The sequence below is a fragment of the Streptomyces litchfieldiae genome, from assembly GCF_031845365.1.
In the GTDB taxonomy this organism is placed as follows: Bacteria; Actinomycetota; Actinomycetes; order Streptomycetales; family Streptomycetaceae; genus Streptomyces; species Streptomyces litchfieldiae.
Map to the genome: position 1 here is coordinate 148,943 of NZ_JAVREL010000012.1, position 20,689 is coordinate 169,631.

The window sequence follows — 20,689 nt, forward strand, 5'->3', positions numbered from 1 at the left end:
GGCCCGGGCGGGAACTCGATACAGGCCCTAGATCCAGCCGCGCTGCCGCGCGATCCGCGCCGCCGCGTGCCGGTTCTCCGCGCCCAGCTTGGCCGCCGCCGAGGAGAGGTAGTTCCGCACGGTGCCCGGCGCCAGCGCCGCCCGCGCGGCGATCTCCGTGACCGGCGCGCCGTCCGCGGCCAGCTCCAGCAGCTCCGCCTCGCGCGCCGTCAGCGGCGAGTCGCCCGCGCTGATCGCGTCGGCGGCCAGCTCGGGATCGACGTAACGGTTGCCCGCGTGCACCGAGCGGATGATCTCCGCCAGCCGCTGGGCCGACACCGTCTTCGGCAGAAAGCCGCGCACCCCCGCCGCCAGTGCCCGTTTCAGATGGCCCGGCCGCCCGTGCCCGGTGACGATCATCGTCGTGCACCCCGGCAGCTCCGACCGCAGCGCCCGGGCGACCGACACCCCGTCCGCGCCCGGCATCTGGAGGTCGAGAACGGCCACGTCCGGCCGGTGCGCCCGGGCCATCGCCAGCGCCTCCGGCCCCGAGGCCGCCTCCGCCACCACCGTCAGATCGTCCTCCAGGGCCAGCAGCGCCGCCAGCGCGCCCCGGATCAGATGCTCGTCGTCGGCCAGCAGCACCCGGATCCCGCCCGCCGCGCCGCTCACGAGACCCCCTCCGCCGGCACCCGCGCGGTCAGCCGGAACGTGCCACCGCTCGCCGGCCCCGCGCTCAGCGAGCCGCCCAGCGCCGCCAGCCGCTCCCGCAGCCCCGCGAGGCCGGTGCCGTCCCCGCCCGGCGCGGCGTCCGCCCGCACCCCGTCGTTCTCCATCTCCAGCACCGCCTCACCGCTCGCCGTCCGCCGCAGCCGCACCGTGCAACGCGCCGCCTCCGCGTGCCGCAGCACGTTCGTCGTGCCCTCCCGCACCACCCAGCCCAGCGCCGACTGCACCCGCGCGGGCAGCCCGCCGACCGCGTCCTCGATGCCGCACGCGATGCCCGCTGCCTCCAACACCCCGCGCGCACCGGCCAGTTCGCCGTGCAGATCCGCCTTCCGGTAGCCGCGCACCACCTCCCGGATCTCGCGCTGCGACTCCCGGGCGATCCGCTGCACCTCCGTCATCTGGTCCACCGCCGCCGCCGAGCCGCGCTGCGCGAGCTGCGCCGCCAGCTCGCTCTTCAGCGCGATCACCGACAGGTTCCGCCCCAGCACATCGTGCAGATCCCGGCCGAACCGCAGCCGCTCCTCCGCCACCGCCAGCCGCGCCTCGGTCTCCCGCGCCGCGTCCAGCCGGTCCACCACCCGCATCGTCCAGCCCGTGGCCCGGTAGGCGCCGCCCAGCACCGCCGCGGTCAGCGTCGTCGCCACGGCCGCCCACACCTGAACGCCGCCCGGCAGCGGCAGCGCGAACCCCGCGGCGGCGCTCGCCACCGCCGGCACCGCGGCCAGCCCGCTGCCCCGGGCCAGCGGCAGCGCCAGCAGCACCGGGCCCGCGAAGTACGCGCCGAGGTAGATCACGAGCGACACGGCGCCGTTTGGCAGTGCCCCGGCGGCCACCGCCGCCGTCGTCATCCCGATCCCCGCGAGGGTCACCGCGCAGAACGCCGCCAGCAGCCGCACCGGCCGCCGCTCGTCGCCCAGATAGTGCGGCAGCGCCGCCCGGGTCAGCAGCAGCCCGAGCACCGGGCGGCACAGCGAGAGCACCGCCACCGCGGCCAGCGCCCACAGCTCGCTCTCGTCGGCCACCGCCACCAGGATCGCCGCGATCAGCCCGGCCTCCATCACGCTGAGGCCGTAGAGCGTGTACCGGCAGTACTGATGGACGCGCGTGCGCTGACTGGACCGGCGGAACGTCTCCAGCCAGCCGAACGCCCGCATCGCGAGGACCCCTTCCGCCGCCCCGGTCAGTGCCGTGGCTCCCACCGGAACCACCGCCGTACAGCAAACACGGCCAGCGCCGTCCAGGCCACCGCCAGGCCCAGCGCCCGCAGCAGCCCGGTCCCGTCCAGACCGCCCAGCCAGCCGCCCTTGATCAGCTCCACCACGGCCGTCAGCGGCAGTAGTCGGCAGACGTCCGCCACCCGGTCCGGCAGCACCTCCAGCGGGACGTACAGCCCCGAGCCGACGACCGAGACCATCAGCAGCGGCAGGCCGGTGATCTGCGCGCTCTCCACCGTCCGCGTGAACGAGGCGGTCGCCGCGGCGCAGGCCGTCAGCAGCACCACGCCCATAACCAGCCCCACGATCAGCAACGGCACCTGCCGCGGCGCCGCCACGTCCAGCACCACCGAGCCCGAGGCCACCAGCACCACGCACTGGGCCACCGCCAGCGCCGCCGCCGGCAGCGCGGTCCCCGCCATGATCTCGGCGTCCGTCAGCTCCCCGGTGCGGAGCCGCTTGAGCACCCGCTCCTCGCGCCGCGCCACATAGGTCGGGACCAGGCCCAGATAGACGACCATCACCAGCACCAGCCCGACCCCGCCGGTCAGCACCGCCTCGCCCCGGCTGAGCCCGGTGCCCGCGAGATCCAGCTCCCGCGAGGACGACCAGGACATGCCCACCATGCCCACCGGCATCAGCAGCGCGACGAACAGCGCGGTGCGGTTGCGCAGCAGCAACGTCATCTCCGCCCGCCCCAGCGCCCGCATCCGCCGCCGCGCGCCGGCGTCCGGGATCCGGGCCGGCGACCACGTTCCGCTCATCGCGCCCCCTCCCGCGCCACCGCCAGGAAGACGTCCTCCAGCGAGGCGGCCCGGGCCTCCAGCCCGGCCAGCTCCACCCCCGCGTCGCGCGCCCACACCAGCAGCCCGGTCAGCGTCCGCTGCAACTCGGACGTGTGCGCCTCCGCCTCCCGGCCCCGCACCTCGACCCGCTCCGGAAGCGGCAGCAGCGCCGGATCCACCCCCTCGGGCAGCGTGAAACGTATCCGCGCCGGCCGCGCCGCCATCACCTCGTCCGGGGTGCCGGACATGACGATCCGGCCCTCGCTCATGATGGCCAGCCGGTCACACAGCGCCTCGGCCTCCTCCAGGTAGTGCGTGGTCAGCAGGACCGTGACGCCCTCGTCCCGCAACTGCCGCACCACCCGCCAGGTCTCCTGCCGGGCCTGCGGGTCCAGGCCGGTCGTCGGCTCGTCCAGGAAGAGCACCCGGGGCCGGCCGGTCAGCGCGAGCGCCAGGTCCAGCCGCCGCCGTTCGCCCCCGGAGAGCTGCTTGACCCGGACCCCGGCCCGGTCGCCGAGCCCCACCAGGTCGATGACCTCGGCCACCGGCCCGGCACCCGTGGTGCAGCCCGCCCACATGCGGGCCGTCTCCGCCACGGTCAAGTCGCTGGGGAAGCCGCCTTCCTGGAGCATCACCCCGGTGTGCGGCCGCACCGCCGCACGCTCGGTGAACGGGTCGTGCCCCAGCACCCGGACCTCGCCGGCGCTGGGGGTGGCGAGCCCCTCCAGCAGTTCGACCGTGGATGTCTTGCCCGCGCCGTTCGTCCCGAGCAGCGCGAACACCTCGCCGTCGCCCACCGAGAAGTCGATGCCGCGGACGGCCTCGAAGCCGTCCGGCCCGTCCCCTCCATAGCGCCGCCGCACGCCGCGCGCCTCGATCATCGTGTCCATGCCCCCAGCCTCCCGGCGGCACCGGCCACGTGGCAGTGCGGGCTGTCACGCGGCGCGATGACAAATGTCAACGAGCGCGAAGGGCGCGGGAGATGACGCTGCGAGCTGCATAACGAAGAGGCCCGGTCCATCAGGACCGGGCCTCTTTCCCGAGCGGACGACGAGATTCGAACTCGCGACCCTCACCTTGGCAAGGTGATGCTCTACCAACTGAGCCACGTCCGCACGACGCTCACTATACCCGATCCGGAGACCGAGCCAGTGGCTGGAGCGGGTGACAGGAATCGCACACTGCGCCTCCCTCTTGGAAAGAGGGTGTTCTGCTACTGAACTACACCCGCGCGGCTCCCGGGGTTCCGGCCTTCTCGGCCCTGCCCCGCGGCGCGCTTCAGACTCTAGCCGATCAACCGGGGTTCATGGCAAGTCGGCTCAATGGACAGTCGCGTGCGCCTCATTGAAGGCGTCGTAGACCTTCTTCGGGATCCGGCCGCGGGCCGGCACGCCGAAGCCGTTGGACTCCGCCCACGCCCGCACGGCCTTGGGGTCGGGGGCCACGGCGGTGTGGTGGAAGGTCTTCCCGGACCGCGCCCGCTTCCGGCCGGCCTCCACATAGGGCGCGAGGGTGGTCCGCAGCTTCTCCGCATTGTGCGAGCTGAGGTCGATCTCGTACGTCTTCCCGTCGAGTCCGAAGGCGACCGTTTCCGACGCTTCTCCGCCGTCGATGTCATCGGCGAGGCTGACCACTACACGCTGTGCCACGGATATCGGTCCTTCCGGGAGGGCTCGCTGTCCTGCGGCGGTGCCCGGGCAGGTCACCGCTGATTCACGTGCAGCGACGCCGGCGCTCCCCTAGTTCGCGAGTATGGTTCTTTTATTTGTACTGCGCCCGGCGCGGTAATGCGAAGGGGCGGAATTCCGCCATGCGTCATCCCGCACCGGGGACCCTACTTTTTCCGGCACGTTTCTTGCAGGGGTTTCCGCCCTCGATACCTTAACGTGACCGAAGCGCCCTTATCTACCCGTGTAGATTTCCCGGCCCGGTACGCTGAGCGGTGCAGCGTCAAGCAACAACACCACCGCACCACCACCGGGAGTACCAGTGGCTCGCGTCGTAGTCGACGTCATGCTCAAGCCGGAGATCCTCGACCCCCAGGGCCAGGCGGTGCAGCGCGCACTGCCCCGGCTGGGCTTCGACGGCGTCGTGGACGTCCGCCAAGGCAAGCGCTTCGAACTGGAGCTGGCCGGACCGGTCGACGACACCGTCCTCGACCGCGTCCGGGAGATGGCCAGGACCTTTCTCGCCAACACCGTGATCGAGGACTTCGACGTACGGGTGGAGGAGGTGTCGTGACCACTCGTGTGGGAGTCGTCACATTTCCCGGCTCACTCGACGAACGAGACGCACAACGCGCGGTAAAGCTCGTCGGCGCAGAGCCCGTCGCGCTCTGGCACGGGGACAAAGATCTGCGCCAGGTGGACGCCGTGATCCTGCCCGGCGGATTCTCCTATGGCGACTATCTCCGCTGTGGCGCGATCGCCCGTTTCTCACCCGTGATGGAAACGATCATCGAGCAGGCCCGGTCCGGTCTCCCCGTTCTTGGCATCTGCAATGGCTTCCAGGTGCTGTGTGAATCACACCTGCTGCCCGGCGCGCTCACGAGGAACGACCACCTGCACTTCGTCTGCCGGGACCAGCGGCTCCGCGTGGAGAACGTGACGACCGCCTGGACCGCCGACTACACCGCCGGCCAGGAGATCACCATCCCCCTGAAGAACGGCGAGGGCGGTTACGTCGCGGACGAGCGCACCCTGGACGAGCTGGAGGCCGAGGGCCGGGTGGTGTTCCGCTACCTGGAGCGCAACCCGAACGGTTCCCGCCGCGACATCGCCGGCATCTGCAACCCGGCGGGGAACGTCGTCGGCCTGATGCCGCACCCGGAGCACGCCATCGAGGCCCTGACCGGCCCGACCGCCGACGGCGTGCCGTTCTTCACCTCGGTTCTCAAGAAGCTGGTCGACGCCTGATGCCCGCACCGCACTCCCACCTCGACACCGTCAAGCACGCCGGGGAGACCCCCGACGCCGCCCAGCCCTGGGCCGAACTGGGCCTGAAGCAGGACGAGTACGAGCGCATCCGGACCATCCTCGGCCGCCGCCCGACCGGCGCCGAGCTCGCCATGTACTCGGTGATGTGGTCCGAGCACTGCTCCTACAAGTCCAGCAAGGTCCATCTGCGGCAGTTCGGCGAGAAGGCCCCGGCCAGCGACGCCCTGCTCGTCGGTATCGGCGAGAACGCGGGCGTCGTGGACGTCGGCCAGGGCTACGCCGTCACGTTCAAGGTCGAGTCGCACAACCACCCCTCGTACATCGAGCCCTACCAGGGCGCGGCCACCGGCATCGGCGGCATCGTGCGCGACATCCTCGCGATGGGCGCCCGCCCGGTCGCCGTGATGGACCCGCTGCGCTTCGGCGCCGCCGACCACCCCGACACCCGCCGCGTGCTGCCCGGCGTCGTCGCCGGCATCGGCGGCTACGGGAACTGCCTCGGCCTGCCCAACATCGGCGGCGAGGTCGTCTTCGACCCCTGCTACCAGGGGAACCCCCTGGTCAACGCCCTGTGCGTGGGCGTGATGCGGCACGAGGACATCCATCTGGCCAAGGCGTCCGGCACGGGCAACAAGGTCATCCTCTACGGCGCCCGCACCGGCGGCGACGGCATCGGCGGCGTCTCCGTGCTGGCCTCCGAGACCTTTGCCCCCCCGTCGCCCACCTCCACCCCCACCGGAGGCGCTGCGCGCCACGAGCCGTTTCGCCCGGCCAAGCGGCCCGCGGTCCAGGTGGGCGACCCGTTCCAGGAGAAGCTGCTCATCGAGTGCACCCTGGAGGTCTTCGCCGAGAAGCTGGTCGCCGGCATCCAGGACCTGGGCGGCGCGGGCCTGTCCTGCGCCACCTCCGAGCTGGCCTCGGCCGGCTCCGGCGGCATGCGGGTCGACCTGGACACCGTTCCCCTGCGCGACTCCTCGCTCTCCCCCGAGGAGATCCTGATGAGCGAGTCGCAGGAGCGGATGTGCGCCGTCGTCGAGCCGGACAAGGTGGACCGTTTCCTGGAGATCTGCGCCAAGTGGGACGTCATCGCGACGGTCATCGGCGAGGTCACCGACGGCGACCGGCTGGAGATCTTCTGGCACGGCGAGCAGATCGTGGACGTGCCGCCGCGCACCGTCGCCCATGAAGGGCCGGTCTACGAGCGGCCGTTCGCCCGCCCCGGCTGGCAGGACGCGCTCCAGGCCGACGACCCGGCCCGGCTGCCCCGCCCGGCCGGCCCGGACGAGCTGCGCGCGCAGGTGCTGAGGCTGGCCGCCTCGCCCAACCAGGCCGCCAAGTCCTGGATCACCGACCAGTACGACCGGTACGTCCTGGGCAACACCGTGCTGGCCCAGCCCGAGGACGGCGGCATGATCCGCGTCGACGAGGAGACCAACCTCGGCGTCGCCATCGCCACCGACGGCAACGGCCGGTACGCCAAGCTCGACCCGTACACCGGCGCGCAGCTCGCGCTCGCCGAGTCCTACCGGAACGTGGCCGCCACCGGCGCCCGCCCGCTCGCCGTCACCGACTGCCTGAACTTCGGCTCGCCCGAGGACCCGGCCGTCATGTGGCAGTTCGCCGAGGCCACCCGCGGGCTGGCCGACGCCTGCCGGACGCTCGGCACCCCGGTCACCGGCGGGAACGTCTCCCTCTACAACCAGACCGGCGACACCGCGATCCACCCGACTCCGGTGGTCGGCGTGCTCGGCGTCATCGACGATGTCACGCGCCGCACGCCGATCGCGTTCCGCACCGAGGGGCAGTTGATCTACCTGCTGGGCGACACCGCCGAGGAGTTCGGCGGCTCGGCCTGGTCGCAGGTGATCCACGGCCACCTCGGCGGGCTGCCGCCCCGGGTCGACCTGGAGCGGGAGCGGCTGCTGGCCGAGATCCTGATCGCCGCCTCCCGGGACGGCATGATCGACGCGGCCCACGACCTGTCCGACGGCGGCCTGATCCAGGCCGTGGCCGAGTCGTGCCTGCGGGGCGGGACGGGCGCGCGGCTGGTCGTTCCCGACGGCCTGAGCCCGTTCACGTTCCTCTTCTCCGAGTCGGCCGGCCGCGCGATCGTCGCGGTGCCGCGCAGCGAGGAGGTCCGCTTCACGGACATGTGCGCGGCGCGCGGCCTGCCGGCCGCCCGCGTCGGCGTGGTGGACGGCGAAGCGATCGAACTCCAGGGCCAGTTCACGATCCCGCTCGCCGAGCTCCGCGAGGCCCATGAGCGGACGCTCCCGGGACTCTTCGGTTAACGGGCACAGCGGCTCAACGCCGCGGCTTGGTCTCGTACCGCGCGCCCAGGTCCGGGCTGTCCGTGCCCTGGAGCTCGGTGACGAGGCCGTGCACGGCCACCAGGTCGCGCAGCAGCAGGCGGGTCTGCTCGTCGGGCAGCTTGGCCGTGCGCGCGATCTCGGTGGCGTACACCCCCTCGCCGCCGTGCCGCCGCTCCGCGACGCCGAGCGCCTCGAAGACCCGCTCGTGCTCGGGTCCGTAACCGGGCCTGCCGCGCCCGGGGAACTTCGGCTCCGTCGGCGGCGCCGGCGGGGGCTGCCCGCGGGCCTCGGCCCGCTCCTCGGCCTCCCGGCGCTGCTTGCCGCGGTGGATCGGGTCGGTCTTCTCCTCGTGGGTGAGCGAGGAGCGGGACGGCCGGTGCGTGCGCTGCTTGGAGGCGCCGGTGGTGGCGCCGCGCGCGCTGGGGCGCTCGCCGGCGCGTTCCGCGTCCAGCGCGGCGCGCCGCCGCTGCTCGACGTTGCCCTCCATCTTCTTGCTCGTCATGCGACGTCTCCTATCGGTCGAGTTCCTCGTCGACGGGGGGCTTGCGCACGTCCCGCAGCCGCTCCGCCTGTCCGCGCCGGCCGCCCTTGCGGGCCTGCTGGGCGCGCTGTGCCGGGCTGAGGTCCATGTCGGCGTCCGCGGGCAGCCGCACGGAACGCGCCACCTCGGCGCGGTTGGCGTAGCTCTCCGGCGGGATGCCGCGCAGGGCCTTCACCGCGGGCTCGGAGGCCCCGGCCCGCTTCGCCTCCTGGACCAGCTCGTCCCGGTCGGCGGGGAAGTCCACGTCCTTCACGGCGTGCAGGATCTCGTTCACATCGGTCGGCGCCATGCGGCACCACCTCCTCAACGCTGGTGCAGCCCCATCAGGGTGCCGCTGGCGAGCTGCCGGCGGTCCAGCAGCCGGTGCACCTCCGCCGCCGAGGCGCCCTCCGGGACGGGAACGTGCTCGGGGAGCGCGTACAGGTGGAAGAAGTACCGGTGCGCCGGGTCGCCCACCGGGGGCTGCGGTCCGTCCCAGCCCCGGTCGCCGAAGCCGTTGGTGTGCGGGTTGCCGCCGGGCGGCGGCCTGCCCGTGTCCACGCCGTCACTGTTCGGATCGATGTCCGTGACCAGCCAGTGCACGAACGTGCCCGACGGCGCGTCCGGGTCCTCGCACAGCAGCACCAGCTCCCGCGTGCCGCTCGGGGGACGCGACCAGCTCAGCGGTGGCGAGACGTTGTCGCCGTCCTTGGCGTAGCGCCCGGGGATGGGCGCGTGATCGTTGAATGCGCTGCTCTGTAGTCGGATTCCAGCCATGCCGCCGGAGTACCCGGCGCGGCCCGACCCATTCAGCCGTCCCGCCCGGCGGCCCGCGCGCCGGTGCCCCCCGGGCTCCTGCCCCCGGCCGTCGATCGTCGTAAGCTCCGTGCTATGTCTGCCGTCCGGCGCAAGCCCCGCGCCCACCACCCCGACCGGGTCCGCGACGCGCTCCTCGCGCAGGTGGAGTTCGTACGGCTGGCCGCGCGGGAGCTGACGGAGGACCAGCGAACGGCGGCGTCCGGGCTGCCGGGCTGGGACGTGCACACGCTGCTGGCCCATGTCGCGGGCCAGATGGACGCGTTGCCGCGGCTGCTGGCCGAGCCGGCGCCGCCCGTGACCCGCGCGGCGGTCGACCTGAACGACTGGGCGGTGTCCACCGCCGGCGTCGCCGGCGACCTGGACGAGAGGACCCGGGCGGACGCCGCGGCCATGCCCGACCCGGTGGCCGCGATCGACGCCGCCGCCGAGGAGCTGGAGGCGGTGCTGGAGACGGCGGTCCGGGAGGACGTGCTGCTGCCGCACCGGTTCGGCGCGATGCGGGCGCTGGACTTCACGGTGACCCGCGTCGTCGAGCTGACCGTGCACAGCGACGACCTGACGCGCGCCACCGGCCGCCCGGTGCGGATGGACCGGCACGCCCTGGCCACCACGGTCCGGGTGCTGGCCGACGCCCTCGCCGCCAAGGCGCCCGGCGCCTCCACCGAGGTGCGCGTCCCGCCGTTCGCCGCCGTGCAGTGCCTGCCCGGGCCGCGGCACACCCGCGGCACCCCGCCCAACGTGGTGGAGACCGACCCGGTCACCTGGCTGCGGCTGGCCACCGGGCGCACCACCTGGGCGGCGGTCACGGCCACCGGGCGGCTGCGGGCGAGCGGCGAGCGGGTCGGCGCCCTCGCGGCGGAACTGCCCGTGCTCGGCTGACCGCATCCGGTCGGTATGGGGCATGTCTCACCATCAGGGGTTCTCTCCGCCCCGGGGACCTGGCCTAGACTCGGTGTCGTGCCACGTGGTGACGGACGACTCAGCCACGACCTTGACCCCGGTGAGCAGGGCCCGAAGGACGCGTGCGGCGTCTTCGGTGTCTGGGCCCCGGGCGAGGAGGTCGCGAGGCTCACCTTCTTCGGGCTCTACGCACTCCAGCACCGCGGACAGGAGTCCGCGGGCATCGCTGTGAGCGACGGCTCGAAGATCCTGGTCTTCAAGGACATGGGCCTGGTCTCCCAGGTCTTCGACGAAACCTCTCTCGGCTCCCTGCGCGGCCATATCGCCGTGGGCCACGCCCGGTACTCGACGACCGGCGCGTCCACCTGGGAGAACGCCCAGCCGACCTTCCGCGCCACCGGCCACGGCTCGATCGCCCTCGGCCACAACGGGAACCTGGTCAACACCGCCGAGCTCGCCGAGCTCGTCGCCACCCTGCCCGGCGGCCGGGGCCCGCGCCACCGCGTCGCCGCGACCAACGACACCGACCTGGTCACCGCGCTGCTCGCCGGGCAGCGCGGCGACGACGGCACCCCGCTGACCGTCGAGGAGGCCGCGCCCCTGGTGCTGCCCCGGGTGCGGGGCGCGTTCAGCTTCGTGTTCATGGACGAGGGCACGCTCTACGCGGCCCGCGACCCGCAGGGCATCCGCCCGCTGGTCCTCGGCCGGCTGGAGCGCGGCTGGGTGGTCGCCTCCGAGACCGCCGCCCTGGACATCGTCGGCGCCTCGCTCGTCCGCGAGATCGAGCCCGGCGAGATGATCGCGGTGGACGAGGCCGGGCTGCGCTCCACACGGTTCGCCGAAGCAAAGCAGCGGACCTGTGTCTTCGAGTACGTCTATCTGGCCCGGCCGGACACGGACATCTCCGGGCGGAACGTTTACCTCTCGCGGGTGGAGATGGGCCGCCGGCTGGCGGCCGAGGCTCCGGTCGAGGCCGATCTGGTGATACCCACGCCGGAGTCCGGGACGCCGGCCGCCATCGGATACGCGGAGGCCAGCGGCATCCCCTACGGCTCCGGCCTGGTGAAGAACGCCTATGTGGGCCGGACGTTCATCCAGCCCAGCCAGACCATCCGGCAGCTCGGCATCCGGCTCAAGCTCAATCCGCTCAAGGAAGTCATCCGGGGCAAGCGCCTGGTCGTCGTCGACGACTCCATCGTCCGGGGCAACACCCAGCGCGCCCTGGTCCGCATGCTCCGCGAGGCGGGCGCCGCCGAGGTGCACGTCAGGATCAGCTCGCCGCCCATCAAGTGGCCCTGCTTCTTCGGCATAGATTTCGCCACCCGCGCCGAGCTCATCGCCAACGGCCTGTCCGTGGCGGAGATAGGCACCTCCCTCGGCGCCGACTCGCTGGCCTACATCTCCCTGGACTCGATGATCGAGGCCACCACGCTGCCGAAGACCAAGCTCTGCCGCGCCTGCTTCGACGGCGTGTACCCGATGGAGCTGCCGGACCCGGCGGTCCTCGGCAAGGACGTGCTGGAGCAGCGGCCGGAGGGGGAGTCCCCCCGGGCCCTGCTGACGACCGGCCCGGGCGCGGCCGACGCGCTGCGCCGCCCGTAACACCGACGCGAGAGATTCCCCATGACCGAGAACACGCCGCCCGGCGCCAGCTACGCGGCGGCGGGCGTCGACATCGAGGCGGGCGAGACCGCCGTGACGCTGATGAAGGAATGGGTCGCCAAGGCCCAGCGGCCGGAGAGCGTGGGCGGCCTCGGCGGCTTCGCCGGGCTCTTCGACGCCTCCGCCCTCACCCGTTACCGCCGCCCGCTGCTCGCCTCGGCCACCGACGGCGTCGGCACCAAGGTCGCCATCGCCCAGCGGATGGACGTCCACGACACCATCGGCCAGGACCTGGTGGCCATGGTCGTGGACGACCTCGTGGTCTGCGGCGCCGAGCCGCTGTTCATGACCGATTACATTTGCGCAGGCAAGGTCTATCCCGAACGGGTCGCCGCGATCGTCAAGGGCATCGCCGAGGGCTGTGTGCTGGCCGGCTGCGCGCTGGTCGGCGGCGAGACCGCCGAGCACCCCGGGCTGCTGGAGCCCGACGAGTACGACGTGGCCGGTGCCGCCACCGGGGTGGTCGAGGCCGACCGGGTGCTGGGCGCCGACCGCGTCCGGCCCGGCGACGCGGTCCTCGCGATGGCCGCCTCGGGCCTTCACTCCAATGGGTACTCACTGGTGCGCCACGTGTTCTTCGACCGGGCCGGCTGGGCGCTGGACCGGGACGTGGCCGACTTCGGCCGGACGCTGGGCGAGGAGCTGCTCCACCCCACCCGCATCTACTCCCTGGACTGCCTGGCGCTCGCCGAGGCCGTCGAGGTGCACGCCTTCGCGCACGTCACGGGCGGCGGCCTGGCCGGCAACCTGGCCCGGGTCGTCCCCGACGGCCTGCACGCCCGGGTGCGGCGCGAGAGCTGGACCCCGCCGCCGGTCTTCGACGCCGTGGGGAGCGTGGGACGCGTGGAGCGCGAGGAGCTGGAGCGGACGCTCAACATGGGGGTCGGCATGGTCGCCGTCGTGCCCCAGGACTCCGTGGCGCCGGCGCTGGCCCTGCTGGCCGAGCGGAATCTGCCCGCCTGGGTGGCGGGCGAGATCGCCGAGGCCGGGCCCGGACTGCCGGGCGGCGGCGCCGGCCTCACCGGAGACTATGCGGCCTGAGGCGTCCGTGCGGGCCCACCCAGGACTGAACCCGGTCCGGCGAAGCCGGACCGGGTCGGAGTCTGTCTCGTCTGTCAGAGATGCGTGTCAGGCGCCGCGCCGTTTCGAGGAGGCGTCGGACGACGGCTCTCCGTCATCGTCGTCCTCCTCGTCGTTGTACATCTCCGCGTACCGTGCGTACAGGTCGTCGTCCAGATCATCGTCGTCTTCGAACCGCTCGCCGTTCGGCGGCTGGTCCGGCGTCGGTGATGCACCCAGCTCTTCGGCCAGGCGAGAAAGGTCCGTCCGGCCGCTGTTGTACTTCAGCTGGCGGGCGACCTTCGTCTGCTTGGCCTTGGCCCGGCCGCGCCCCATTGGCTCGACCCCCTCAACGACGGGGCGCAACGGCCCCGGAGTGTTGACATCCGTTCATGATTGAGAGCGAGCCCTCGGACGAGAGCCCGATCCATCGGCCTTCAACCGTACCTGCTTCCGCGAGCCTACGGTACGCCGTCCGCAGGACCGGGGCGCGCGCACGCCACCCGATGGACCTCTCTTTGCTGGTCAACGGCGATTTTACCTTCTTTCGCCGCGCGACTCGCCCGAGGGGGGTGACATGTCTTACGTAAACGCGCGTTCAGCGCCCGCCGCCTGCGCCATCCGGTGCTCCGCGATCCGGTCCGCGGCGACCGCCGGGGGCACTCCCTCGGTGTCCGCCCGCTCGAAGATCTGCCGCGTGGTGTCGTAGATCCCCGCCGCCTTTGCCTTCGCACGTGCGAAGTCGAAACCGTTCAGCTCGTCGGCGACCTGGATCACGCCGCCCGAGTTCACCACGTAGTCCGGGGCGTAGAGGACGCCACGGTCGGCCAGGTCCTTCTCCACGCCGGGGTGGGCGAGCTGGTTGTTGGCGGCCCCGCAGACCACGCCCGCGGTGAGCAGCGGCACGGTGGTGTCGTTCAGCGCGCCGCCCAGCGCGCAGGGGGCGTAGACGTCCAGCCCGGCGGTGGTGATCAGCTCCCGGGTGTCCGCCACCGCCGTCACCGCGGGGTGGGCGGCCAGGACGCGGCGTACGGCGTCGGGGCGGACGTCGGTGATCACGACGCGGGCGCCGGCCGCCACCAGGTGGTCCACCAGCAGGTGGCCGACCTTGCCGACGCCGGCCACGCCGACCGTGCGGCCCGCCAGGTCGGGGGAGCCCCAGCGGTGCGCGGCCGAGGCGCGCATGCCCTGGAAGACGCCGAAGGCGGTGAGCACCGAGGAGTCCCCGGCTCCGCCGTGCTCGGGGGAGCGGCCGGTGGTCCACCGGCAGGCGCGGGCGATCACGTCCATGTCCGCGACGTAGGTGCCCACGTCACAGGCGGTGACATAGCGCCCGCCGAGCGCGGCCACGAACCGGCCGTAGGCGAGCAGCAGTTCCTCGGTCTTGATCAGATCGGGATCGCCGATGATCACGGCCTTGCCGCCGCCGTGTTCCAGGCCGGCCAGCGCGTTCTTGTAGCTCATGCCCCGGGCGAGGCCGAGGGCGTCGCGCAGGGCGGCTTCCTCGGGCCGGGCCTCGTCGGCGTAGGGGTGGAAACGGGTGCCGCCCAGGGCGGGGCCCAGGGCGGTGGAGTGGACGGCGATCACGGCCTTGAGGCCGGTGGCCCGGTCCTGGCAGAGCACGACCTGCTCATGGCCGCCCTGCTCGGAGCGGAAGAGGGTGTCGAGCACGCCCGGTTCGCCGGCGTGATCGACGCTGACTACGGGACCCACGTCAGTCACGGTGGTGACTCCTGTACGTCGATGCGGATGCTCCCCGTGGGGTTGGGAGGGCATTGTTGGGATGAGACTACGGCGATTGCGGGCGGTGGGGTGCCGCGGGTTCGGCACCCTGAGACGATCGGGCGTGGCACCGCCGGTGCCGGCGTCCGGGGTGGTCCGGGAGTGGGAGGGTCGAGTGCCGAAAGTGCCGTACGCGGCGTATCTGCGGGTGTACGAGCCGCTCGCGGCATTCCCGGAGCCGGAGCGTGCGCACTGGGCCGAGTACGCCCGGCGCGAGCGGCTGCCCACCGCGCAGGACGAGGTGGCCGGGGCGCTGGCGGGGCTGCTGTCCGTGCCGCCGCGGGTGGCCCCCGCCCGGGAGAGCGCGGACGCGTTCGTGGCCTGGGTGGACGGCGTGCTGTGCGTGTGTCCCTGGCGGACGCGGCTGCGCTCGTGGCAGGCGCTGGCGGAGGTGGGGCACTGGCTGATGCCGGAGTCGGTGCTGGACGCGGCGCTGCCGCCGGGGGTGCGGCGGCGGGCGGCGGACGAGTACGCCGCGTGGCGGGAGCGGAATCCGGACGCCCGGCCCTGGATCCGTTCGGCGCTGTGGCATGTGCCGGTGAGATGGTTCGCGCTCTTCTCGGACGAGGAACGGATCCTGCGCAAGGCCGGGGACGGGCCGGCCGGGGACGCGGGGCCCAGCCTGATCTACCGGGCGCCGATGGTCCAGGCGCGGCGCCGGGTGGCCCGGGGGCTGCGCGCGGTCCGGGAGGCGATGCCGCACGGGCCGCTGGGGGAGGCGCTGACGGACGTGGGGCGGTGGCTGGAGGAATTCCACCCCCGCTCACTTGTCGAACTGGACTACGGGGGATTGATCTATACGATTCCGGAAGACCAGTTGGCGGAAGATCGCTCGGTGGCCGAGGTGACCGAGGGTCTCGCGGCGCTCGCCGCGGGCGACGTCGAGCGGGCGGGCAGGCTCTACGAGGAGCTGACCGACCGCTGGATGTCGATCAGGGAGCGCCAGTTCGCCAACTGATCAAGGGACTAAAGCCCCAAGCGTGATGGATGGCACTGTAAGGAACTCTTGCCAAGAAGTAGTCTCCTCGTGTCAAAATAGGACAAGGAGCTCGGAGGGGCTCCTTCTATCCGTCCGGCCAAGGGGGGATAGATCGGTATTGCGCTGCTTGGCGGGGCTGATGACGAGTCATCACGGAGTGACGGATCGTTACGGTCGCGTGACTGTCCGCTATGGCATGGTCCAGTCGGCTTCCGCCGAGGTTGAACACCTGAGAGGGCAATTCCATCGGTTTGGCCGACCCGGCTGGACGGATGGTGTAGTTGTAGTGCCGAGGACAAGCCGTTCGTCCTATAACCGACTCGACCCCCGTCTGCCATTTCGGGCAACGCGGGTCAAGGTGCAGAATTTAGAGGAAAGAACCGTGATGGTTCGGTTCTCCCGAGGAGGCCGCTCATGACCGCTCGCACCCCTGATGCCGAGCCGCTGCTGACCCCGGCTGAGGTTGCCACGATGTTCCGCGTTGACCCGAAAACGGTCACACGCTGGGCAAAGGCGGGCAAGCTCACGTCTATCCGCACGCTCGGTGGGCACCGCCGCTACCGTGAAGCGGAGGTGCGCGCACTGCTCGCGGGCATCCCGCAGCAGCGTGGCGAGGCCTGAGCAACGCAGCACAATCGCACGACAATCCAGGCTCCGGGGCCCCCACCCCGGCCCGCTTGGCTTCAGATCGCGTCGGACTCCGCCGGGTCCGGCGCGATCTCTTTGTGTCCCGAACGCGGTCCGGGGGCCCGTGCAATTGCACATATTAAATTGGCGGGTGTCTCTACGGGGTCGAACGAGCTCAGCGCGCTATCAAGTTCCGTGACTCCCGTCACACCTCCCGTGCCTTGCCTGCCCCGATGATCTTGCGGTAGTGGGCAAGGTCACTCTCTTCCTACCCACACAGGAAAGCCCGGATCCCCTTGTGGGGGATCCGGGCTGACGGAGCGCGGTCCTGACGGGATTTGAACCCGCGGCCTCCACCTTGACAGGGTGGCGAGCACTCCAAACTGCTCCACAGGACCAAGTGTGCGAGCGAGACTCTACCCCAGCGCCCGCCCACCAGGCCAATCCGCCAACCCCCTGTTCACCTAGGGCACCAGCGCGTCGATGGCCTTGAGAATCCGCTTGTCGGAGACCGGTTGGGACGTGCCCAGCGCGTGGGCGAAGTAGCTCACCCGCAGCTCCTCGATCAGCCAGCGGATCTCCCCGGCCCCCGGCGGCACCGGCCGGCCGGGCGGGAACTGCTCCAGCAGCCACGCGTACTCGTCCCGCATCTCGTGGATCTTCGCCATCCGGGCGCGGTCCTTCTCCACTTGATGCGGAAGCTGCTGCAACCGTCGGTCCGCCGCCGTCAGATAGCGCAGCAGATCGGGCAGCCGCCGCGCGCCGTGCGCGGTGACGAAGCCCGGACCCACGAGCGCGTCGAGCTGGGCGCGCACGTCCTCGCGCGCCGGGCGCAGCACCGGGCTGGTGACCGTCGCCAGCCGCCGTTCGCACGCCTGCCAGGCGGTCAGCACCTCCCGCACCTGCCGCACGATCCGCAGCGTCAGATCGACGATGTCCGTCCGCACCGCGTCGAACAGCTTGGTGAAGCCCTCCTGGTCCCACACGGGCCCGCCGTGCGCCGCGATCAACTGGTCGGCCGCCGCGGTCACACAGTCCTCCAGCAGCGCCGGCACGCTGCCGTGCGGGGTGCTCGCCAGCGTCAGCTTCGCCGCGTTGTCGAGTTGCCGCTGAGCGAACTTCCCGGGATCCGACGGCAAGTTGAGCAGGATCAGCCGCCGGGTGCCCAGCCGTATCGCCGCCCGCTGCTCCGCCTCGCTGTCGAACAGCCGCACCGCGACCGATGTGCCCTCGTCCACCAGCGCCGGGTACGCCTTCACCGGCTGCCCGCCGCGCCGCGTCTCGAACGTGCGTGGCAGCGTTCCGATCGTCCACGCCGTCAGCCCGGAGGCCGTGGCGGTGAACGCCCGGTCCAGCGCCTCCCGGGCCTTCGGCCGCAGCCGCTGCCGCAGCGCCTCCAGGTCCTTGTCCTCCGCGTCCCCGGACAGCTTCCGCCGGCGCTCGTCCACCACCCGGAACGTGATCCGCAGATGCCCGGGGATCCGCTCCATGTCGAAGTCCTCCGCGGCCACCCGGATGCCCGTCATCCGCGTCAGGCCGCGCGCCAGCGCCACCCGCAGCGGCTCGGACGTCGGCTCCGGCGTCTCGGCCAGGAAGCGCCGCGCGAAGTTCGGCGCGGGAACGCAGTGCCGCCGCACGGGCTTGGGCAGGGCCCGGATCAGCTCGGTCACCAACTGCTCGCGCAGCCCCGGGATCTGCCAGTCGAACCCGTCCGCCGTGACCTGGTTCAGCACCTGGAGCGGCACGTGCACCGTCACGCCGTCCGCGTCCGCCCCCGGCTCGAACTGGTACGTGACCGGGAACGACAGCCGCCCCTGACCCCAGGTGTCCGGGTAGTCGGCCTTGGTGACGCCCTCCGCCTGCTCGTTGATGAGCATGGACTTCTCGAAGTTGAGCAGGTCCGGCTCCTCCTGGCGCTTCTTCTTCCACCAGGAGTCGAAGTGGGCGCCGGACACGATGTGTTCCGGAACGCGCTGGTCGTAGAAGTCGTACAGCGTCTCGTCGTCCACCAGGATGTCGCGCCGCCGGGCCCGGTGCTCCAGCTCCTCGACCTCGGCCAGCAGCTTCCTGTTGTCGTGGAAGAACTGGTGCCGGGTGCGCCAGTCGCCCTCGACGAGCGCGTGCCGGATGAAGAGATCCCGCGAGGTCTCCGCATCGATCCGGCCATAATTCACCTTGCGCTGGGCCACGATTGGCACTCCGTAGAGCGTCACCCGCTCGTACGCCATCACCGCCGCCTGCTTCTGCTCCCAGTGCGGCTCGCTGTAGGTGCGCTTCACCAGATGCCCGGCCAGCGGCTCGATCCACTCCGGCTCGATCCGCCCGTTGACCCGCGCCCACAGCCGCGACGTCTCCACCAGCTCCGCCGACATCACCCAGCGCGGCGGCTTCTTGAACAGCGCCGAGCCCGGGAAGATCGCGAACTTCGCGCCCCGCGCGCCCAGATACTCGTGCTTCTCGGTGTCCTTCAGCCCGATGTGCGACAACAGCCCGGCCAGCAGCGACTGATGGATCCGCGTCGGATCCGCCTTCTGGTCGGACAGCTCGATGCCCAGCGAACGCGCCACCGAGCGGAGCTGGGCATAGATGTCCTGCCACTCGCGTATCCGCAGGTAGTTGAGGAACTCCGTCTTGCACATGCGCCGGAACGCCGAGGACGACAGCGCCCGTTGCTGCTCGCGCACATAGGTCCACAGGGCCAGGAACGCCAGGAAGTCCGACTCCTCGGCCGGCCCCTCCCGGAACCGCGCGTGCTTGGCGTCCGCCTGCTGCTGCTTGTCCGAGGGCCGTTCGCGCGGGTCCTGGATCGACAGCGCCGCGGCGATCACCATCACCTCGCGGGCACAGCCGTTGCGGTCGGCCTCCATGATCATCCGCGCCAGCCGCGGGTCCACCGGAAGCTGCGCCAGCTTGCGGCCCATGTCGGTCAGCCGCGCCCCGGCCAGCGCGCCCAGCTCCTCCAGCAACTGCACGCCCGCCTTGATCGACCGGTGGTCCGGCGCGTCGATGAACGGAAAGCGCTCGATCTCGCCCAGCCCCGCCGCGTTCATCTGGAGGATGACCGACGCCAGGTTGGTGCGCAGGATCTCCGCGTCCGTGAACTCCGGCCGGGAGAGGAAGTCCTCCTCCGAGTACAGCCGGACGCAGATGCCGTCGCTGGTGCGGCCGCAGCGGCCCTTGCGCTGGTTTGCGCTGGCCTGCGACACCGGCTCGATCGGCAGCCGCTGCACCTTCGTGCGGTGGCTGTATCGGGAGATGCGGGCCGTGCCCGGATCGATCACGTACTTGATGCCGGGAACGGTCAGCGACGTCTCGGCCACGTTCGTCGCCAGGACCACCCGGCGGCCCGGATGCGCCTGGAACACCCGCTGCTGCTCGGCGTGCGACAGCCGCGCGTACAGCGGCAGCACCTCCGTCATCCGCAGCTTCCGCTTCTCCAGCGCGTCCGCCGTGTCCCGGATCTCGCGCTCGCCGGAGAGGAACACCAGGATGTCGCCCGGCCCCTCGGCCTGGAGCTCGTCCACCGCGTCGCAGATCGCCGTGATCTGGTCCCGGTCCGGCGCCTCGCCGTCCTCCTCCAGCAGCGGCCGGTAACGCACCTCCACCGGGTAGGTGCGGCCGGAGACCTCGATGATCGGGGCGGGCCGCCCCTGCCCGTCCCGGAAGTGGCGGGCGAAACGCTCCGGGTCGATGGTCGCCGAGGTGATGACGACCTTCAGGTCCGGGCGGCGGGGCAGCAACTGGGCGAGATAGCCCAGCAGGAAGTCGATGTTGAGGCTGCGCTCGTGCGCCTCGTCGATGATGATCGTGTCGTACTGGCGCAGCTCCCGGTCGTGCTGGATCTCCGCCAGCAGGATGCCGTCCGTCATCAGCTTGACCAGGGTGTCGTCCCCGGCCTGGTCGGTGAAGCGCACCTTGTAGCCGACCACGCCGCCGAGCGGGCCGCCCAGTTCGTCCGCCACCCGCTGGGCCACCGTGCGCGCCGCGATCCGGCGCGGCTGGGTGTGGCCGATCAGGCCCCGCACCCCGCGCCCCAGCTCCAGACAGATCTTGGGGATCTGGGTCGTCTTGCCCGAGCCCGTCTCCCCGGCGACGATCACCACTTGGTGATCGCGTATCGCCTCCAGGATCGCGTCCTTCTTCTGGCTGACCGGCAACTGCTCGGGATACGTGATCCTGGGCACCACGGACCGGCGCGCCTCGACGCGGAGCTCGGCGGCCTCGATGGCCTCGGCGATCTCCGCGAGCACGGCGGACTGCGTGGCCGGCTTGCGGATGCGGCGGGCCCCGTCGAGGCGCCGGCCGAGCCGCCGCTGGTCGCGCAGCATCAAGCCGGGCAGGCGCTCGGCGAGGTCCGATACAGGGGAGGGGTGTGTAGACATACGC

The 20,689-nt window shown here is 72.0% G+C and carries 19 protein-coding genes and 3 tRNA genes; 8 read left to right on the forward strand and 14 right to left on the reverse strand.

The window, feature by feature from the left end:
* Positions 1 to 27 precede the first annotated feature (27 nt).
* From RM590_RS20825 to RM590_RS20855, 7 genes are all read right to left on the reverse strand, one after another.
* On the reverse strand, positions 28 to 651 hold the full coding sequence (locus RM590_RS20825; RefSeq protein WP_311706162.1) for a response regulator transcription factor: 624 nt from the start codon (positions 649 to 651) through the stop codon (positions 28 to 30).
* On the reverse strand, positions 648 to 1,907 hold the full coding sequence (locus tag RM590_RS20830; RefSeq protein ID WP_311706163.1) for a sensor histidine kinase: 1,260 nt from the start codon (positions 1,905 to 1,907) through the stop codon (positions 648 to 650). The genes RM590_RS20825 and RM590_RS20830 overlap by 4 nt, the downstream gene beginning before the upstream one ends.
* Positions 1,889 to 2,686, reverse strand: coding sequence for an ABC transporter permease (locus tag RM590_RS20835; RefSeq protein ID WP_311706164.1), 798 nt, complete (start codon positions 2,684 to 2,686; stop codon positions 1,889 to 1,891). The genes RM590_RS20830 and RM590_RS20835 overlap by 19 nt, the downstream gene beginning before the upstream one ends.
* Positions 2,683 to 3,588 carry an ABC transporter ATP-binding protein gene (locus RM590_RS20840; RefSeq protein WP_394813923.1) on the reverse strand — a complete coding sequence of 302 codons (906 nt, stop codon included), beginning with the start codon at positions 3,586 to 3,588 and terminating at the stop codon, positions 2,683 to 2,685. Before RM590_RS20840 ends, RM590_RS20835 begins: the two co-directional genes overlap by 4 nt.
* A gap of 161 nt (positions 3,589 to 3,749) precedes the next feature.
* Positions 3,750 to 3,822, reverse strand: a tRNA-Gly gene (locus RM590_RS20845).
* Between the two features lie 41 nt (positions 3,823 to 3,863).
* Positions 3,864 to 3,938: transfer RNA gene (locus RM590_RS20850), tRNA-Gly, on the reverse strand.
* Positions 3,939 to 4,026: 88 nt separating this feature from the next.
* Complete coding sequence (locus RM590_RS20855) at positions 4,027 to 4,356, reverse strand: histone-like nucleoid-structuring protein Lsr2 (RefSeq protein ID WP_311706166.1); 330 nt, start codon at positions 4,354 to 4,356, stop codon at positions 4,027 to 4,029.
* Positions 4,357 to 4,696: 340 nt separating this feature from the next.
* Here RM590_RS20855 and purS point away from each other — a divergent pair, with 340 nt between their 5' ends.
* From purS to purL, 3 genes are read left to right on the forward strand one after another with little or no spacing between them, the layout of a single operon-like run.
* Positions 4,697 to 4,948 (forward strand): phosphoribosylformylglycinamidine synthase subunit PurS, encoded by a 252-nt coding sequence (gene purS / locus RM590_RS20860; RefSeq protein ID WP_311706167.1) that lies wholly within the window; start codon positions 4,697 to 4,699, stop codon positions 4,946 to 4,948.
* Positions 4,945 to 5,622, forward strand: a complete 678-nt coding sequence (purQ, locus tag RM590_RS20865; protein WP_311706168.1) for a phosphoribosylformylglycinamidine synthase subunit PurQ — start codon at positions 4,945 to 4,947, stop codon at positions 5,620 to 5,622. The genes purS and purQ overlap by 4 nt, the downstream gene beginning before the upstream one ends.
* The gene (gene purL / locus RM590_RS20870) at positions 5,622 to 7,934 is read left to right on the forward strand and encodes a phosphoribosylformylglycinamidine synthase subunit PurL (protein ID WP_311706169.1); all 2,313 of its coding nucleotides are present in this window, start codon (positions 5,622 to 5,624) and stop codon (positions 7,932 to 7,934) included. The genes purQ and purL overlap by 1 nt, the downstream gene beginning before the upstream one ends.
* Positions 7,935 to 7,947: 13 nt before the next feature.
* On the opposite strand, the gene RM590_RS20875 is transcribed toward purL, so the two are convergent.
* Genes RM590_RS20875 through RM590_RS20885 form a run of 3 tightly spaced genes read right to left on the reverse strand, consistent with a single transcriptional unit; the run spans position 7,948 to position 9,252 of the window.
* A complete protein-coding gene (locus RM590_RS20875) occupies positions 7,948 to 8,457 on the reverse strand; it encodes a hypothetical protein (protein ID WP_311706170.1) in 510 nt (169 codons plus the stop codon).
* A gap of 10 nt (positions 8,458 to 8,467) precedes the next feature.
* A complete protein-coding gene (locus RM590_RS20880; RefSeq protein ID WP_311706171.1) occupies positions 8,468 to 8,785 on the reverse strand; it encodes a DUF2795 domain-containing protein in 318 nt (105 codons plus the stop codon).
* Between the two features lie 14 nt (positions 8,786 to 8,799).
* On the reverse strand, positions 8,800 to 9,252 hold the full coding sequence (locus tag RM590_RS20885; protein ID WP_311706172.1) for a YbhB/YbcL family Raf kinase inhibitor-like protein: 453 nt from the start codon (positions 9,250 to 9,252) through the stop codon (positions 8,800 to 8,802).
* Positions 9,253 to 9,366: 114 nt separating this feature from the next.
* On the opposite strand from RM590_RS20885, the gene RM590_RS20890 reads away from it, so the two are divergent.
* From RM590_RS20890 to purM, 3 genes are all read left to right on the forward strand, one after another.
* On the forward strand, positions 9,367 to 10,173 hold the full coding sequence (locus RM590_RS20890) for a sterol carrier family protein (protein ID WP_311706173.1): 807 nt from the start codon (positions 9,367 to 9,369) through the stop codon (positions 10,171 to 10,173).
* 78 nt (positions 10,174 to 10,251) lie between these two features.
* Positions 10,252 to 11,796: an amidophosphoribosyltransferase gene (gene purF, locus RM590_RS20895; RefSeq protein ID WP_311706174.1), complete on the forward strand. Its 1,545-nt coding sequence runs from the start codon at positions 10,252 to 10,254 to the stop codon at positions 11,794 to 11,796.
* 21 nt (positions 11,797 to 11,817) lie between these two features.
* Complete coding sequence (gene purM, locus RM590_RS20900; protein WP_311706175.1) at positions 11,818 to 12,897, forward strand: phosphoribosylformylglycinamidine cyclo-ligase; 1,080 nt, start codon at positions 11,818 to 11,820, stop codon at positions 12,895 to 12,897.
* 87 nt (positions 12,898 to 12,984) lie between these two features.
* Here purM and RM590_RS20905 read toward each other — a convergent pair whose 3' ends face one another.
* Positions 12,985 to 13,251: a DUF3073 domain-containing protein gene (locus RM590_RS20905; protein ID WP_311706176.1), complete on the reverse strand. Its 267-nt coding sequence runs from the start codon at positions 13,249 to 13,251 to the stop codon at positions 12,985 to 12,987.
* Positions 13,252 to 13,497: 246 nt separating this feature from the next.
* Entirely contained in the window at positions 13,498 to 14,691 is a 1,194-nt protein-coding gene (locus RM590_RS20910; RefSeq protein ID WP_311706177.1) for a Leu/Phe/Val dehydrogenase, read from the reverse strand.
* A gap of 121 nt (positions 14,692 to 14,812) precedes the next feature.
* Between RM590_RS20910 and RM590_RS20915 the strand changes: the two genes are divergently transcribed.
* Positions 14,813 to 15,655, forward strand: a complete 843-nt coding sequence (locus RM590_RS20915; protein ID WP_311706178.1) for a hypothetical protein — start codon at positions 14,813 to 14,815, stop codon at positions 15,653 to 15,655.
* 435 nt (positions 15,656 to 16,090) lie between these two features.
* Positions 16,091 to 16,297: a developmental transcriptional regulator BldC gene (gene bldC / locus RM590_RS20920; RefSeq protein ID WP_019431930.1), complete on the forward strand. Its 207-nt coding sequence runs from the start codon at positions 16,091 to 16,093 to the stop codon at positions 16,295 to 16,297.
* 329 nt (positions 16,298 to 16,626) lie between these two features.
* Here bldC and RM590_RS20925 read toward each other — a convergent pair.
* Both RM590_RS20925 and hrpA read right to left on the reverse strand, forming a co-directional pair.
* Positions 16,627 to 16,701 (reverse strand) — tRNA-Asp (locus RM590_RS20925).
* Between the two features lie 66 nt (positions 16,702 to 16,767).
* On the reverse strand, positions 16,768 to 20,685 hold the full coding sequence (hrpA, locus tag RM590_RS20930) for an ATP-dependent RNA helicase HrpA (RefSeq protein ID WP_311706179.1): 3,918 nt from the start codon (positions 20,683 to 20,685) through the stop codon (positions 16,768 to 16,770).
* Between the last annotated feature and the right edge of the window lie 4 nt (positions 20,686 to 20,689).

Coding starts and splice junctions, on each gene's coding strand:
- RM590_RS20875 (WP_311706170.1), bottom strand. CDS start 8,457: ATGACGAGCAAGAAGATGGAGGGCAACGTCGAGCAGCGGCGGCGCGCC.
- RM590_RS20880 (WP_311706171.1), bottom strand. CDS start 8,785: ATGGCGCCGACCGATGTGAACGAGATCCTGCACGCCGTGAAGGACGTG.
- RM590_RS20885 (WP_311706172.1), bottom strand. CDS start 9,252: ATGGCTGGAATCCGACTACAGAGCAGCGCATTCAACGATCACGCGCCC.
- RM590_RS20840 (WP_394813923.1), bottom strand. CDS start 3,588: ATGATCGAGGCGCGCGGCGTGCGGCGGCGCTATGGAGGGGACGGGCCG.
- RM590_RS20835 (WP_311706164.1), bottom strand. CDS start 2,686: ATGAGCGGAACGTGGTCGCCGGCCCGGATCCCGGACGCCGGCGCGCGG.
- purL (WP_311706169.1), top strand. CDS start 5,622: ATGCCCGCACCGCACTCCCACCTCGACACCGTCAAGCACGCCGGGGAG.
- RM590_RS20890 (WP_311706173.1), top strand. CDS start 9,367: ATGTCTGCCGTCCGGCGCAAGCCCCGCGCCCACCACCCCGACCGGGTC.
- hrpA (WP_311706179.1), bottom strand. CDS start 20,685: ATGTCTACACACCCCTCCCCTGTATCGGACCTCGCCGAGCGCCTGCCC.
- RM590_RS20910 (WP_311706177.1), bottom strand. CDS start 14,691: ATGCCCTCCCAACCCCACGGGGAGCATCCGCATCGACGTACAGGAGTC.
- bldC (WP_019431930.1), top strand. CDS start 16,091: ATGACCGCTCGCACCCCTGATGCCGAGCCGCTGCTGACCCCGGCTGAG.
- purM (WP_311706175.1), top strand. CDS start 11,818: ATGACCGAGAACACGCCGCCCGGCGCCAGCTACGCGGCGGCGGGCGTC.
- RM590_RS20905 (WP_311706176.1), bottom strand. CDS start 13,251: ATGGGGCGCGGCCGGGCCAAGGCCAAGCAGACGAAGGTCGCCCGCCAG.